Source organism: Vibrio sp. QJM3NY_15, assembly GCF_057785995.1.
In genome coordinates this window covers 627,941-641,715 of sequence record NZ_CM173518.1, presented here as the reverse complement: position 1 = coordinate 641,715, position 13,775 = coordinate 627,941, and the positions used below count along the sequence as shown (strand labels likewise).

Annotated in this window: 12 protein-coding genes; 4 read left to right on the top strand and 8 right to left on the bottom strand. The window is 43.9% G+C overall.

What is annotated here, in order from left to right; genetic code table 11:
• Positions 1 to 127 precede the first annotated feature (127 nt).
• The 3 genes from AC3CKG_RS19290 to AC3CKG_RS19280 form a co-directional block, all read right to left on the bottom strand.
• On the bottom strand, positions 128 to 838 hold the full coding sequence (locus AC3CKG_RS19290) for a ChrR family anti-sigma-E factor (RefSeq protein ID WP_488529818.1): 711 nt from the start codon (positions 836 to 838) through the stop codon (positions 128 to 130).
• Positions 831 to 1,478 (bottom strand): sigma-70 family RNA polymerase sigma factor, encoded by a 648-nt coding sequence (locus tag AC3CKG_RS19285; protein ID WP_009846090.1) that lies wholly within the window; start codon positions 1,476 to 1,478, stop codon positions 831 to 833. The genes AC3CKG_RS19290 and AC3CKG_RS19285 overlap by 8 nt, the downstream gene beginning before the upstream one ends.
• Positions 1,479 to 1,588: 110 nt before the next feature.
• Positions 1,589 to 2,209, bottom strand: a complete 621-nt coding sequence (locus AC3CKG_RS19280; RefSeq protein ID WP_017100713.1) for an LON peptidase substrate-binding domain-containing protein — start codon at positions 2,207 to 2,209, stop codon at positions 1,589 to 1,591.
• A 310-nt stretch (positions 2,210 to 2,519) separates the two neighbouring features.
• Between AC3CKG_RS19280 and AC3CKG_RS19275 the strand changes: the two genes are divergently transcribed.
• Positions 2,520 to 2,906, top strand: a complete 387-nt coding sequence (locus AC3CKG_RS19275; protein WP_009846092.1) for a tautomerase family protein — start codon at positions 2,520 to 2,522, stop codon at positions 2,904 to 2,906.
• 109 nt (positions 2,907 to 3,015) lie between these two features.
• Here the strand turns inward: AC3CKG_RS19275 and AC3CKG_RS19270 are convergent, their stop codons facing one another.
• A complete protein-coding gene (locus AC3CKG_RS19270) occupies positions 3,016 to 3,825 on the bottom strand; it encodes a DUF4344 domain-containing metallopeptidase (protein ID WP_488529817.1) in 810 nt (269 codons plus the stop codon).
• A 210-nt stretch (positions 3,826 to 4,035) separates the two neighbouring features.
• Here AC3CKG_RS19270 and AC3CKG_RS19265 point away from each other — a divergent pair, with 210 nt between their 5' ends.
• Together AC3CKG_RS19265 and gltS are read left to right on the top strand one after the other, a co-directional pair.
• Positions 4,036 to 4,392, top strand: coding sequence for a YibL family ribosome-associated protein (locus AC3CKG_RS19265; RefSeq protein WP_010432454.1), 357 nt, complete (start codon positions 4,036 to 4,038; stop codon positions 4,390 to 4,392).
• 316 nt (positions 4,393 to 4,708) lie between these two features.
• Positions 4,709 to 5,935 (top strand): sodium/glutamate symporter, encoded by a 1,227-nt coding sequence (gene gltS / locus AC3CKG_RS19260; protein WP_004732723.1) that lies wholly within the window; start codon positions 4,709 to 4,711, stop codon positions 5,933 to 5,935.
• Between the two features lie 123 nt (positions 5,936 to 6,058).
• Here the strand turns inward: gltS and norW are convergent, their stop codons facing one another.
• From norW to AC3CKG_RS19240, 4 genes are all read right to left on the bottom strand, one after another.
• Complete coding sequence (norW, locus tag AC3CKG_RS19255; protein ID WP_488529816.1) at positions 6,059 to 7,228, bottom strand: NADH:flavorubredoxin reductase NorW; 1,170 nt, start codon at positions 7,226 to 7,228, stop codon at positions 6,059 to 6,061.
• A gap of 1 nt (position 7,229) precedes the next feature.
• Positions 7,230 to 8,735 (bottom strand): anaerobic nitric oxide reductase flavorubredoxin, encoded by a 1,506-nt coding sequence (gene norV / locus AC3CKG_RS19250; RefSeq protein ID WP_372149386.1) that lies wholly within the window; start codon positions 8,733 to 8,735, stop codon positions 7,230 to 7,232.
• Between the two features lie 547 nt (positions 8,736 to 9,282).
• Positions 9,283 to 9,939 carry an NAD(P)H-dependent oxidoreductase gene (locus AC3CKG_RS19245; protein WP_009846099.1) on the bottom strand — a complete coding sequence of 219 codons (657 nt, stop codon included), beginning with the start codon at positions 9,937 to 9,939 and terminating at the stop codon, positions 9,283 to 9,285.
• A gap of 323 nt (positions 9,940 to 10,262) precedes the next feature.
• Positions 10,263 to 11,129, bottom strand: a complete 867-nt coding sequence (locus AC3CKG_RS19240; protein WP_102280196.1) for a glycerol kinase — start codon at positions 11,127 to 11,129, stop codon at positions 10,263 to 10,265.
• Positions 11,130 to 11,694: 565 nt separating this feature from the next.
• Between AC3CKG_RS19240 and AC3CKG_RS19235 the strand changes: the two genes are divergently transcribed.
• Complete coding sequence (locus tag AC3CKG_RS19235) at positions 11,695 to 13,602, top strand: PTS mannitol transporter subunit IICBA (RefSeq protein WP_488529815.1); 1,908 nt, start codon at positions 11,695 to 11,697, stop codon at positions 13,600 to 13,602.
• The last annotated feature ends 173 nt before the right edge of the window (positions 13,603 to 13,775 follow it).

The following is a 13,775-nucleotide window of genomic DNA, read 5'->3' as shown; positions in this document are numbered from 1 at the left end:
TCATTGCTCGTTGTTATTCTTATATTGTGTGTTTTGTTGCTTATTAAACATTACTTTAGTTCGGTTTTTACTTCTCTTACTAGCCAACTCTATGAGTCTTGTGACGTATCCGGTGAATCTTTTAAAACTAATAAATGTATTTACCCAGTGGGTTGAACAATTGGCTCACCCCTTTAGTGAAATACAAGGCATCACTTGAAACGGTTAAACACACACAGCCTTCTTTAGTCGCAGGTTGGTGGGTGTGTTCTCCATCTAACCAGATGAAGTCACCTTTGTTGTAGACGCCCATTTCATCTTCGAAGCTGCCTTCTAAAAGAAGCGTGATCTCGAAGCCTTTATGAGTGTGACAAGGCACCTGTCCGTCTTTATCTATATGTAGCAAGCTGGTGTGGTGTGATTCGTCATCAAAATCGAGACGTGCGCGGGAAATCTTGCCCAAGTTCAACCAGTCTTTTCTTGCGACTGAATTGAGTGCGCGAGGAATCGTGAAGGTTGTGTTAGACACTGTCTCTTGTTGCGCTTCAACAACGACTTCGACAGCCTGTGATAAATCAGCTGTAATCTGGTCAATAGCATCAAAGTCAAACTCCCCATCGTCAGATAGGAACGCATCCATTTCGCTGTCAGACAGTTTTAGCCCTGTTGTGTCATTTTCAAAGGCAGATGTATCGCTTTCAAAGACTGAGTCAGCGGCTTGCGCTGTCAGCATGCTTACTTGTTTTTGACAGTGTTCGCAAAGCTCAACATGGCTAGAAACAATCAAAGATACCGAATCCGCTAGATTGCCATCGACAAAATCTTTCAAGATTGCCGCATTTGGGTGATGTTTAATCATGGTCTTGTTCCCCCATGTGAACTTTTAGTTTGGCGAGTGCGAGTCTTAGACGTGATTTAACAGTTCCAAGCGGGACATCGAGTTGTTGGGCGAGTTGCTCTTGCGATAACTCTTGGAAGTAGACACCTTTCACAATGGTTTTTTGAGCGAGAGGCAGCTTTTCGATTTGAGTCATTACATGACGGCTCATTAGATGGTCGCCAAACTGAAGCTGATCACTTTGTGATTCGGCTACCATGGCGTCAATTGGCCAAATGTCGTCAGCGATGGTTTGCTCTGCTTTCGCCTTCACCTTTCTTAACATATCAAAGGCGGCGTTTCGCATAACGGTATAAACCCAAGTGGTCGCTGCGCCTTTCTCTTCATTGTAGAGATGCGCTTTCTTCCATACGTTGGTCATCGTGTCTTGGACTAGCTCGTTGGCAGCGGCTTCACCGCCCAACTTACTGATGCCAAAACGCTTGATTTTGGGAGCAAAGAATTTAAACAAACAAGTAAATGCCTGCTTATCTCTGTCTGAACCAACCAAAATCAGCCAGCTTGAGAGCTCTGTAGGTACCTTACTTTCGGTAGGTAGTTTGTTGTCGGGGATAATGACATGCTCCTTGCCGTTCCCTGTTCTTCTGCTTTCCACTTGCATAGTAATTAACCATCATGCGAATTTGATAGACACTACGTGAAGAGTGAGAGTAGGGATCACTTTATTTTAAATTAATTTCTACTATACAAAATTATAGTGAATAAAAGTGCTTATTGCCCTGTAATGATTTGATTCAAAAAGGGAACTAAAGACGGAAAACTAGCGGGTTCTGTGAATTTGGTTTTCTTTTCCAATGGGATAGGCATCATTTCGAGGAGTCGAGCACAGATCCATTGAGGGCTTTCAAAGTCAGGAGTGGGATAAAGTGCTCTGATCGAATCGTGTTCTCGAAACAACTCGACAAGAAATGCAGTCACCACGTTCGGCACCTTATAGCTGTGTTGTGGCCAGTGAGGTAAAGGGCGGAAATCACTTTTGATTAAATCATCTGTGTCGCGGAAGGACGAATGAAGCTGAACCAACTGTTCGCCTTCAACATCGATTTCCAGAATTTGGTCATCGGACATATTGAAATCGACAATAGACACTTTTGTCCCCCAAGAACTCAGACGTTCGGAGTTGGTGTTGTCCTGAGTCGCAATGATGAATCCGTCTCCCTGGGCTGCATGAGCGACCATTTTCAAATACTTGGGTTCGAAAATACGCAGTCTTTGTCTGCCCCTTGGCAAAATGAATAACGGGAGAGGAAACACCGCAAGCTCTTGAGAAGTCTCTACGGGTGTTTCTGATTCGGTTTCTATCCGTGTGATCTTCTCAGCTGAATTCGGCACATAGCACTCCTTAGTTCATACATGATTGAGTCTGTACTGATTTGATTCGTACGTAATTCAGAGATGTATACGCGTGCTCGTTGAAGTTCGATCAATGTGGGGTGATGTATTGAACAGGAAGTTAGAGAGAGGGAGACATGGTTTTTTGTCGCGTTTATTCGCATTTTAATCGGTTTAACCTTTTTTAACTTACGTCATTAGGTAATATGGGTTAAGAATTAGTCAATGGGTAGATAACAAGTGACACGCTTATCTTACGTTGCTTATCTCTTAGTTCTTCTTTACCTGACATCACATCAAAGGAATGGTCATGATCGTTATTTATGGTATCAAAGAGTGCTTAAATCCGATTAAGTTACAGCTTTCTAATGTCTTACAACAATGTTTGAACAGTGAGATGGGGTTACCTGATGACAAACGAGCGCATCGGTTTGTACCATTAGAAAGAGATGATTTCTTTTATCCCGAAGGGCGAACAGAAGCTTATACCGTCATAGAAATCAATATGATGGAAGGGCGAGCGGTGAATACCAAAAAGCGCCTGATTAAGAAGATATTTTCTGAAATAGAAAAGCAGCTGTCTATCTCTCCCATTGATATCGAGATCACCATCAAGGAGCAGCCATCGCATTGCTGGGGCTTTCGAGGCATGACTGGTGATGAAGCCCAAGATCTTAAGTATAAAGTCAAAGTTTAGGTAAATCGCGTGATAGCGGCTTCAGAGCTAGGTGTTTGAGCCGCTAACTTGATCCTATTCTGTTGTTGAGTAATTCCGTTATAGAGACCTCTTATATCGCTCTATTCTACTAACCTTCATCACTCTCTTTTAAGTATTGGTGCCAATTCCCAGTGATCACATCAAAGTGCTCAATACAGAACTCTTTCCTATCTTTTAAATAGTCGTTTTCCACTTCATCAAGCAAGTTTTTATAAGCTTCAGGGTCGCTGCCGTACACAAGGCAAAGGGTTGAGAAGTAGCGTTGGAGATCGAAGCTGTGTTCATCAATGTATTCCCCCAAGTCGTAATACTCCGGGCGGTCTTCTGACTCAAAAGCAAACATATCGGCTGCACTTATTGCGGCATCACCGCCATGTTCCACGTAGTTGAGCAGCAAGACTGTTGCGAGGTTATCTACGGCATCTTCTTCTTTACCGAGAATGGCGATCTTTTGATCTTCGATATAGCCGTGCCCCGCTTCGTGTAGCAGCGTATGAAGCAAGGTATCGATGGCACCCGTTTGTGCCGATTTTCCGTACTCTTTTTCGTATTGGTTCTTCTCGAAGTAAGCGAGTGATTCAGCGTAAAAACTGTATGGGATAAGTACGTGATGTGTTTGCGGATCGTAGAGTGGGCCTTCATCACCGCCGTATTGAATCACCAAAGGCTGGTTAAACATGAACAGTTGGTTGGAGAGGTCAATGACGGTGTCGTTGATGCCACTGAGTTCAATCTCTCGCTTGAGCTGTTTTTCTTGTTCAGTTTGAGGTGGTGCGTACTCGACAATAAGGTTGTTGGGCAGCGTATTATCAATGGATGTTTCACTGGACGCATAAGTCGTGGCAAACACAGAACCAAGGGCTAGGCTGTAGGTCAGTGTTTGTTTCAATAATGTCATCGTATGTCCTTATAATCGGGTGAATAGCCATCTCATGGTGAACCATATTTCCTAGAATGAATAGCTCTTGAGTGGTGAGCGATTGATTGTCAGTTTAGATCATGTTTCATTCTAAGGGCTATTTGTCAGATAAATTTCGGTTCAAGTAAACCCTTGTGCTATACTCCGCGCCCCAATCCGAATTGGCTTGCTTAATCTTAGGAAATTATTATGAGTGTTAAAAACGAACTTCAACAAATTAACAACCGTCTAGACAAGTGTCGCAACAAGTTAGCGGCTGCTAAAACTCGTAATGACCGTCCTGTTGTTCGTCAATTTGAAGACGAGATTAAGAAGCTAACTAAGAAAATTGCACAGCTTAAACACAAAGAAAGCTTTGATGTGAATCAAGAGCGTAAATCGCTGATTGATATGCCATTTAGCCGTGAAATCACAAAAGCTGAGCAAGCGGATATGGGTAAACTTAAGAAGTCTGTAAAAGGGCTCGTGATTGTTCACCCGATGACCAAGATTGGTAAAGAGCTTCGCATTGAAGTTATGACGGGTTACGCACCGAAAAAATTCTAATTACCAGTGATGGTGATGAAAGAGGAGCTAGCAATAGCTCCTTTTTGCTTTTTTAGGTATTAAAAAAGCAGAGTCAGCGGCAAGGATACTCGCGCCGTTATCAACTTTTTGGAGGTGATTGTTGTCACAAATCCTTTTATCTCCTATAAAAGTTAACGTGTCACTAACATGACACCAAGTGAGCGCAGTAATGTGTTCGCTTTTCGAATCTACAATTTCTCTCCAGTTTGTATAAATATAGGTAGAGCACCACAAATAATTACAGATAAAACTAGACTCATTAAGGAAGATGAGAACGTAAAAAAATAGAGGTTATATGAATCAATTAATTTCAATTGGACCACTAGAATCCTTCCTAATCGCGATTAGTGTTTTGTTTCTAGGTCATTTCGTCAATGCAAAGCTTCCGGTTCTCAAAAAGTACAATATTCCAGAGCCCATTGTCGGCGGCTTGATTGTCGCTTTTGCTATTACAGCCCTGCACTTTAACGGCCTTGATCTTGAGTTTTCCTTGCCCCTGCAGAACACGTTTATGTTGATGTTCTTTGCAACGGTCGGCCTTGCGGCGAACTACACGCAACTGATAAAAGGTGGTGCTAAGGTATTCCTATTCTTAGGGGTGGCTTCGGTTTACATCATTATCCAAAACGGTGTGGGTGTAACACTTGCGACGGCATTAGGCCTTGAACCCTTGATGGGTTTGATTGCTGGATCTATCACGCTTTCGGGTGGTCACGGTACGGGTGCAGCTTGGTCTCAAACTTTTTCAGACACGTTTGGCATTGCCAATACTCTAGAAATCGCGATGGCTTCAGCGACGTTTGGTTTGATTATCGGTGGTATTATCGGTAGCCCAGTCGCTCAAAAGTTGATTGATAAAAACCAGCTTGAATCTGAGTACGGCACTGGCACACAAACCCACGAGCGTTTTCCTGAGCTTGTTACTTACAACGAGTATGAAGAAGACAAAGTAACAGCGAAGAAGGTGATTGAAGTATTGTTCATTCTTCTTATCTGTATCTCGGGGGCGAAATACCTAGAAGAGTGGGTGGCGACTTTTGAAATTTCTTGGTTGATGATTCCTGACTTCGTTTACGCGTTGTTTATCGGTGTGTTCATCACTAACGTTTTTGAAGTGACTAAGCTGCATAAAACCGACAGTGAAACGGTCGATATTCTTGGTACGGTGTCATTGTCGCTGTTCCTTGCGATGGCGCTAATGAGCCTTAAGCTTTGGAACATCTTTGACCTTGCGATTCCGTTCTTGGTTATCCTTGCGGTTCAGGCTGTGGTGTTGGGTATCTTCTCTTACTTTGTGACGTTCAAAGTAATGGGTTCTAACTACGACGCAGCGGTTATGGCGGGTGGTCACTGTGGTTTCGGCCTAGGTGCAACCCCAACAGCGGTAATGAACATGGGTTCTTTGGTGAACCGATTCGGTCCGTCGCCACAAGCCTTCATGGTTGTGCCAATTGTTGGTGCCTTCTTTATCGATATCGTTAACCTGATTATCCTACAAGGTTACATCTCGTTTATTGGATAGTGCGAACGCACCAATAACGAAGTATGCAGATACAAGAAAGCCAGTCGATTGACTGGCTTTTTTTGTTTTAGCGAATGCCGCTTATTTTATTCAACGTATATTATTGAGCGTATGTCATTGAGCCTATGCGTGTGAGCTTGCCTGTAGCTCTTTGAGCAGAGGGAAAGCCGCTTTGGTGTGTTCTCCCGTGACAATGAATCCAACCAACTGGTTATCTTCATTAAAGCCCTTAGCGACAATGCCTTTAGGATCGAATCGCGTTTCCCAACTCTGAGCGGTTTGAATATCGCGCCCTGCGAGTTGAATCGGGTAACTCGGTGTTTTCACCTTAGTGATGATGTGAGGCAAGCTGAGCTTTCCTTCGCCCACTTTGCTCTCTCCGTTACCCAGAGCCAGCTGCTTAGCCAACACGTTTGCAGACAAAATAGCGGGCTGAAGATAAGCCATCACACGCCCCTCTATTTCGGCGCAGTCACCAATCGCATACACATTTTCGACACTGGTTCTCATGATGGTATCGACCACAATCCCTTTGTTTACTTCTATTCCCGCTTGTGTGGCTAACTGTGTGTTTGGTCTTAGCCCTGCTGCGGCAATCACGATATCGGTTCGTATCAATCGAGAAGAAGTGGTTTGCAACCTCACTCCATCGGGGAGATACGTTGCGCGACACACTGCAGAATCGGTTTCGACGGTAACGCCTGCTTTTGTTAGTTCCCTTTCCAATTCTAGCGAAACGAAAGGTGGCACTAGGTTATTCAATAGATAACTTGCGGGTTCGATAATCGTGACATCTTTACCCGCAGTTTGAAGGTCGAATGCGAGCTCGACCCCAATCAAGCCTCCACCCATCACAGTGATGCGTTGAGCGCGATCGATCTGAGCTTTGTGTTTATCGAACTCTTCCAAACTATTTAACGTAATGGTTGCGCTGCGTTTAAGCCCTTCCGCTGGTGGTATAAAAGGCGTCGCGCCCGTCGCTAATATCAACTTTGAATAGTGGATAGATTGGCCATCAACATGAACACACTGCTGCTCAGTATCTATCTCGCTCACAAGTGCTTTGGTTTTGATGACCACGTTGTACTGCTCTGCCAATTGTTGAGCGTTATGTACAGCCAGTGTTTCCGGCGTTTGTTCCTGACTGAACGCGTGCGAAAGATTCGGCTTACTGTACTCAACCCCGGCATCGGCGGTGATCATAGTAATCGCGATATCTTGGTCAAGCTTACGTACCATTTTGATGGTTTGTAGGGCAGCGAAACCGCCACCCACAATTACAATGTTCGACATGCTACTTCTCCACAAACACTTCTTTGCCTAAATGGCATTCAGGGCAAAGGAAATCATCAGGTACTTGCGCCCAAGGAGTTCCAGGTTCGACGCCTTGGTAGGGTTCGCCCATTTGTGGGTCGTACACCCATTCACACACTGTGCAACGCCAGCAAGTGCAGTCTGCACTGTGTACTGGCTTATCTTGCGCTTCTTCTGGCTTCTGCTCTGTTGTGTCTTTGAGCTCGGCATTGGTGTTTGCCGGTGCTGGTGTGGCTTCAAGCGGTGTTACATTTCGTGATACTTGTTTCGGTGTGCTCACTTCATCTGCTTCTACACGCCAAACCTCGGCCAGTGTCATGCCGTAATCGATACATTGGCGAAGCGCGTCTGTGTCTGGTTTCCAATGAATGTGTTGCGGAGCACTCACCTCGAAGTTTGCTTCACGTAGGCGAGCGTCGATACGTTTTACTGCGCCACCTGTCCAACCTGAAGAACCAAATGCCGCGGCTCTTTTACCTGCAAAACGTAAGCCGTGGATCTCTTCTAGTAGTGCAGCGATTTGCGGCATCATCACATTGTTCATGGTCGATGAACCAACAAGCACACCCTTTGAACGGAAGATATTGGCAAGGATGTCATTCTTATCGTGCTTAGAGATATTAAAGACTTTGATTGCTGTTTCTGGGCTGCCTTTACGGATACCTTTTGCGATTGCGTCAGCCATCATGCGAGTGTTGTTCGACATGGTGTCGTAAACAATGGTGATACGATCTTCTTTGTAGGCTTTAGACCACTCGTAGTATTGCTCAACAATTTGCGTCGCGTTGTCGCGCCAAATACAACCATGAGAGGTGGCGATAACATCGATAGGCACACCTAAGCTGAGCACTTCTTCTATCTTCGCTTTCACCAAAGGCGCGAAAGGTGTGAGGATGTTCGAGAAGTAACGCAGACATTGATCATGAAGCTCGACTTGGTCTAGCTGATCGTTGAATAGGTTTTCATCACAATAGTGCTGACCGAACGCATCGTTACTGAACAGGATCTCGTCACCAGTGAGGTATGTTGCCATTGAGTCTGGCCAGTGCAGCATTTTCATCTCAACAAAGATGAGTTGCTTACCGTTACCGACATCGAGCGTGTCGCCTGTTTTAACGGTTCGGAAGTTCCAGTCAGGCTGATGGTGATGGCCAACAATAGAGTTAACGCCAGCTTCTGTGCAGTAGACGGGTGTGTTTGGAATTTTGGCTAATAGTGCCGAAAGGGCACCTGAGTGGTCTTCTTCAGCATGCTGACAAATGATGTAGTCGATCTCATTGATGTCGATTTCCATCTCAAGGTTTGCAAGGAATTGTTCAGTAAAGCGATGATCAACGGTATCAACAAGCACCGTTTTCTCTTCACGAATCAGGTACGAGTTATAGCTGGTACCTTTGTTCATGTGGTATTCCTTACCATGGAAGTGTTCTGTTTCCCAATCGTGGACGCCAACCCAGTGAACATTTGATTTAACGTGAATAGTCATAATGATAATACCTTATTTAAATATCTAAGGTCATCATTGCACTAGTTGTGCCATGTTTTTAAGTGCCTGTTTTCAATATGTTTGTTTGGAGTTTATGCTGTCTGGTGAGTCATTTTGACGTGCTGAGTTTTATGGTTAAAATGAATCTTAGATGTCTTTATGACTTTGTAGCGGTTTGGCAAGAAAATTAATGATGTTTGCTCAGAAAGAGCAGGGTGAGGAACATGTTTCAACAAAGGGGATTATAGCGTAACTCCTGCGCTTCGCGAATTAGAACACGTGGATTGATCAAGTATTGGTGATCTAAAAAGCGGCTGGAATGGCTAAAGCTGAGATAGAAAGGATGGATGCGAAATACAGACATGAAAAAGGCCAGACGAGTGTCTGGCCAAAACAAGGCAGTGTAATTTAACAGTCTGAAGTGCTGTTGAAACTATATTTTGTAAAACGAAAAAGCGTTTTAAAAATTAAAGCGTTGTAGCAGTTAAGCGTTGTAACTGTTTAACGTGTTATAGCTGTTGATTCATTCGTCATCTTAATTAACGAGTTAAAGCGTCGTCACGATTTCATCAAGAGCTAGACGTGCTTTTGGTTTACCGTGGTTATAGTCTTCGCCGTCTTTGTGGTAGCCGATTGCTAGCGCTACATCAACAACGTGACCGTCTAGTTCGTCAGCAAACTCTTCACCGATCATAGCGGCATCTACGCCTTCCATCGGTGTTGAAGCAATACCAAGACGAGCCAGTGTGTGCATTGTGTTACCTAGCGCGATGTACACTTGAGACTTAGTCCAGTTACCGTTGAAACCTGTTTCGTCTGTGTTCATTTCTGCGAATGCGTAAGCCCCTAAGAACTGCTCGTACATTTCAGCGGGTAGGTGACCAGAGCTTACTTCTGTGTCAGCACGCTTTGCGAATTTCTCTTTAGTGTACTTAGGATCGTGAGCAAACAGGATCGTATGTGACGCTTCTTTCGCATGCGGTTGGTTAAACTGGAACATGTTCTCGAAAGTATTGTGGAAGCGTTGTTTTGCTGCGTCACTCTCAATGATGATGAATTTCCAAGGCTGAGAGTTGATAGAAGAAGCTGACAAACGAAGTGCTTCTTTGATTACTTCCATGTCTTCCGCAGAGATGCGCTTTTCTGCATCGTATTTTTTAGCTGTGTAGCGAGTGTTTAGATCTGAAATGATTGGATGAGTCATGTTGAATCCTAATATCTATCAATATAAATGTTGTAGGGTTTTATGTTCGGTAACGTCAACAATAAACGGATAACGCATTTAGGCTATATCTCTATAGAAGTCGTATCTAGAACAGCCAGCCTCTAAAAGACTGAACGCTTAAATGGCTATCGAACATGCCCCAATAAATCGAGTATCTGCGGTAGCTCAAGTCGATGGGTGTAAGATAATAGAAGATTGGCTTGGGAAAAATAGCGAACACATCAAATCACTATGGTTAATAATGTCCATAATGATTTGATTAGTGTGATCTGGATGTGTGTTGGTTTTCGAAAATCAGCCAGTTAGTAGGCTTTGATTCCATATTGGCGTAACAAAGAGGGAAGTACGCTGTCGAGGTTTGGGATATCTTCAGGGTTAAGTTCAATCAAGCTAAAACCGTGCTCTTGGTAAACTTTCTTGGTCGCATTTCGTTTGTCTTCTTCTATAGGGCCTGAATCTGTTCCCCAGAACTGAATGTATACCTTGCCGCTTGGCAGGTAGAAATCGCTCATTACTTCTTTTGATATTGGGAGCGGACGTTCATAGGCATGAACCACTCCCGCCATATAAAGCCAGTTATCGATGATCAGCTCTCCCTTTGAACGTACATAATGTCCGTCTAAGGTTCGATGTTTCGCCTCAAATTTCTGACGAAAGCTAGAAAACGAGACATCGGTAGAGTGGCTTTCAGCATCATGCCCTAGAAATTCGATAACAGACTGCTTCAAACGTTTGTTGCGAACCAACGAATCGTGCCACACCACAAATAGGTTTTGAGTCGCTTTATCTTCCCTTTGCTCACCGCCTGCTTTTAAGCCTGTTGAGGTGACATGCCAACCATCTTCTTCACGTGTTATCCAACCAAGCTCGCTGAGCAACAGGTTAATTTTTTTTGCGCTAAGTTGAAAGGCACTGCCTAGTTGAGTTGCCGTTAGCGTTTTTCCAGAGAAAGAATCTAGGTCGATGAGTAGTTTTTCTGGCCAGACAATAAAGACACCAAACTTCTTGTGTTCGACATACTCCCCACCAAAGCTTTCGCCTCGTTCTGTGAGTACCCAACGCTCCTGTGAACGCACGATATAGCCAGCTGTTTTCAAATCACTGAATAGAGCCTTTGCTTCTATCCCTTTTTGTTTGGCTAGTGCTGATGTGGAAATCTTGTCTGGCATAGTCTGTTTCTCAATTAGCAGTAGAACTGCTGATTAATGTTGAGGGGCTGTTGTATAGAATAGGGAAATACAATAACACAACTGTTGATACTAACTGCAGTTCACTGGTCCATGTTTTTAGTGAGTATTCGCTCTCATTTTGAATGTTAAGCAAAATATCGTCTAATTTGTAATTAAATTACAGTTTTAGGGCTTTTACCCATCTTGGTGCATATTTATTATTCGTGACACGATGTTCTTTTATACGGGTTATATAGATCTCAGATGCTATATTTTATTAAGTGTGATTTGTATCACTATTTATTTTTAAGTATTACAAAATAAAATGTGATCTAGATCTTACGTTAATGATATCTATTCTCATTAATTTGGCTTTGTAATTTAAATTCATGATGTTTTTGTGATCTAAGGTGTACTCGTTAACCCGAAAGTGTTTTTTGCGCGTGATGGTTATCACGAAAGTTGGGCTGAGGTGCATTTTGAAAATGTTGTGATACATTTTAATCGACTTTTGAGTACACACTTTCGGTCATTTGACCAACCAATACATTACGGGGTTCTACCTATGTTATCACCAGAAGCAAAGATTAAGGTTCAAAACTTTGGTCGTTTCTTATCCAATATGGTAATGCCAAACATCGGCGCATTCATTGCGTGGGGTTTCATTACTGCACTATTCATTCCAACGGGTTGGTGGCCTAACGAAACGTTAGCATCAATGGTTGGTCCAATGATCACATACCTACTACCACTATTGATCGGTTATACCGGTGGTAAAATGGTTGGTGGCGACCGCGGTGCCGTAGTGGGTGCTATCACAACAATGGGTGTTATCGTTGGTACTGATATCCCAATGTTCATGGGTGCAATGATTGTAGGTCCACTGGGTGGTATCGCAATTAAGAAATTCGATGAAGCTGTTCACGGTAAAGTGAAGAGTGGTTTCGAAATGCTAGTGAACAACTTCTCTGCGGGCATCATCGGCATGATCTGCGCGATCATCGCGTTCATCGTGATTGGCCCTGCGGTTAAAGTTCTGTCTTCTGGTTTAGCGGCTGGTGTTAACGTAATGGTTGAAGCGGGTGCATTGCCTCTTGCCTCTATCTTTGTTGAACCTGCGAAAATCCTATTCTTAAATAACGCAATCAACCACGGCATCTTCTCTCCACTCGGTATCCAGCAATCTGAAGAAATTGGTCGTTCAATCTTCTTCCTAATCGAAGCGAACCCAGGTCCAGGTCTTGGTCTTCTACTTGCTTACATGGTGTTTGGTAAAGGTAGCGCGAAGCAGTCTGCGGCTGGTGCATCTATCATCCACTTCCTAGGTGGTATCCACGAAATTTACTTCCCTTACGTTCTAATGAACCCACGTCTAATCCTTGCTGTAATCGCGGGTGGTATGGCGGGTGTATTCACTAACGTAGTGTTCGATTCTGGCCTTATCTCTCCAGCATCACCAGGTTCTATCTTCGCTATCTTATTGATGACGCCAAAAGGCTCTTACATCGGTGTTGTACTTTCTGTAATCGCTGCAACGGCTGTGTCTTTCATCGTAGCTTCAATCCTACTTAAGACTTCAGCTCAAGGTGATGACGAAGATTCACTAGAAAAAGCATCGGCTCAAATGAAAGACATGAAAGCGTCTTCTAAAGGTGCAGCTTCAGAAGCTGGCGTAAACCTAGCGGATGTTAAAGCTGTCTATGTGGCTTGTGATGCAGGTATGGGTTCGAGTGCAATGGGTGCTGGTCTACTTCGTAAAAAGGTAGCAGCAGCAGGCCTAGATATTGAGGTAACAAACTACGCAATCAACAACCTACCGGCTGATTCGCAAATTGTTATCACGCATAAAGACTTAACAGACCGTGCTCGTAACACCGTACCAGGTGCAATGCACATGTCTCTAAGCAACTTCCTAGACGGCGGTGTCTACGACCAGCTAGTTGCTGAGTTAACAGAAGCTCAGACTACGAATGCTCAAAGTGGTGAAGCGAAAGTAGAAGCTCCGGCTCCTGCAGCAGCTCCAGCACAAGAAGGTAACAAGCTTGCACTGACTGATGACAGCATCTTCCTTGGCCTTAAAGCGACTCAAAAAGAAGACGCTATCAGGTTCGCTGGTGAGAAACTGGTCAAATTGGGCAACGTATCACCAGAATATGTAGAAGGCATGTTTGCTCGTGAAGAGCTTGTCTCTACGTACCTAGGTGAGTCTATCGCAGTACCACACGGCACAATCGAAGCGAAAAAATACGTACAAAAAACTGGCATCGTTTTCTGTCAGTACCCTGAAGGTATTCAGTGGGGCGAAGATGAAGATGATATCGCTAAGATGGTTATCGGTATTGCCGCACAAGGCGATGAGCACAACATGGTGCTAATGGCTATTACCAATTCACTCGACGATGAAGAAGCTGTGGAATGCCTACAGAACACAACAAACCCTGCTGATGTTCTACGTATTCTCAACGGAAACTAACAAGCTCTAGTCAAGCTCCTGAGTGAAGGAGGCCAGTATCCCCCTACTGGCCTCATTTTCGGTCTAATCTCCTCTAAGAAGATTCAGTCTGAATAGCTTACTGCTTGATGCCTAGGACACATCGTCAAGGCATGTTGTTGAGTGGTTAGCTATCTAGATTTAAATATTGATAA

Excerpts from the sequence above, each read along its gene's own strand:
- AC3CKG_RS19290 (WP_488529818.1), bottom strand. The coding sequence starts at position 838 with ATGATTAAACATCACCCAAATGCGGCAATCTTGAAAGATTTTGTCGAT.
- AC3CKG_RS19285 (WP_009846090.1), bottom strand. The coding sequence starts at position 1,478 with ATGCAAGTGGAAAGCAGAAGAACAGGGAACGGCAAGGAGCATGTCATT.
- AC3CKG_RS19275 (WP_009846092.1), top strand. The coding sequence starts at position 2,520 with ATGATCGTTATTTATGGTATCAAAGAGTGCTTAAATCCGATTAAGTTA.
- AC3CKG_RS19270 (WP_488529817.1), bottom strand. The coding sequence starts at position 3,825 with ATGACATTATTGAAACAAACACTGACCTACAGCCTAGCCCTTGGTTCT.
- AC3CKG_RS19265 (WP_010432454.1), top strand. The coding sequence starts at position 4,036 with ATGAGTGTTAAAAACGAACTTCAACAAATTAACAACCGTCTAGACAAG.
- gltS (WP_004732723.1), top strand. The coding sequence starts at position 4,709 with ATGAATCAATTAATTTCAATTGGACCACTAGAATCCTTCCTAATCGCG.
- norW (WP_488529816.1), bottom strand. The coding sequence starts at position 7,228 with ATGTCGAACATTGTAATTGTGGGTGGCGGTTTCGCTGCCCTACAAACC.
- norV (WP_372149386.1), bottom strand. The coding sequence starts at position 8,735 with ATGACTATTCACGTTAAATCAAATGTTCACTGGGTTGGCGTCCACGAT.
- AC3CKG_RS19245 (WP_009846099.1), bottom strand. The coding sequence starts at position 9,939 with ATGACTCATCCAATCATTTCAGATCTAAACACTCGCTACACAGCTAAA.
- AC3CKG_RS19240 (WP_102280196.1), bottom strand. The coding sequence starts at position 11,129 with ATGCCAGACAAGATTTCCACATCAGCACTAGCCAAACAAAAAGGGATA.
- AC3CKG_RS19235 (WP_488529815.1), top strand. The coding sequence starts at position 11,695 with ATGTTATCACCAGAAGCAAAGATTAAGGTTCAAAACTTTGGTCGTTTC.